At 54.5% G+C, this 563-nt stretch carries 1 protein-coding gene; it reads right to left on the bottom strand.

Annotated elements, in window-relative coordinates:
• Positions 1 to 563 (bottom strand): hypothetical protein (locus FV233_RS31025; protein WP_210249531.1); only part of this gene is annotated, 563 nt, incomplete at both ends.

Below are 563 nucleotides of genomic sequence, written 5' to 3'. Positions count from 1 at the left end.
CAACAACATTGTCCTTTGTAGCGGACTAATAGTGGTACAGTCAGCGTCATCGGATGCGAAATGCCATGCTCCCATAAGCCGTCTTCCCCCCAACAGTCGCCATGATCCGCACAAACTAAGATCGTCGCATGCATAAATCGCTGCAGGATTGGAGCCAGGATTCGATCAACATATTCCAGGCAAAGCCGCTGTCGCTCACGGCAGTCCGTCCGCCTGTCGACGCGCTGAAATGGGACACATGGATTATCTTCAACTGACCAAGACGCGCCGTCGAAGTGGTAGGGCACGTGCGTCTCACCCACGTTCACGAAAGAGAAAATATCTCTAGTCTTATCTTCCCGCGCCTGACGGTCGAGCGCACGTGAGAGCCAATCTACTTGCGTAACTATGCCACGACCACCTGCAAAAAAGAAATTTTCGAAACCGCCTATGAGCGTGGCGGAGACGGGACTTTGTGGATCGAACCAGCCAACGGCTCCGGTCCCTAGAGTCAGATAGCCCTTGTTGCGGAAGCCGTATACAATGTCGCGGCCGTCGACTTCAAAACCGGGCGGCGCATGGCC

It is taken from the genome of Methylobacterium sp. WL7 (assembly GCF_008040085.1).
GTDB lineage: Bacteria > Pseudomonadota > Alphaproteobacteria > Rhizobiales > Beijerinckiaceae > Methylobacterium > Methylobacterium mesophilicum.
The sequence above is the reverse complement of the archived record's forward strand: the minus strand, read 5'-3'. Positions and strand labels throughout refer to the sequence as shown.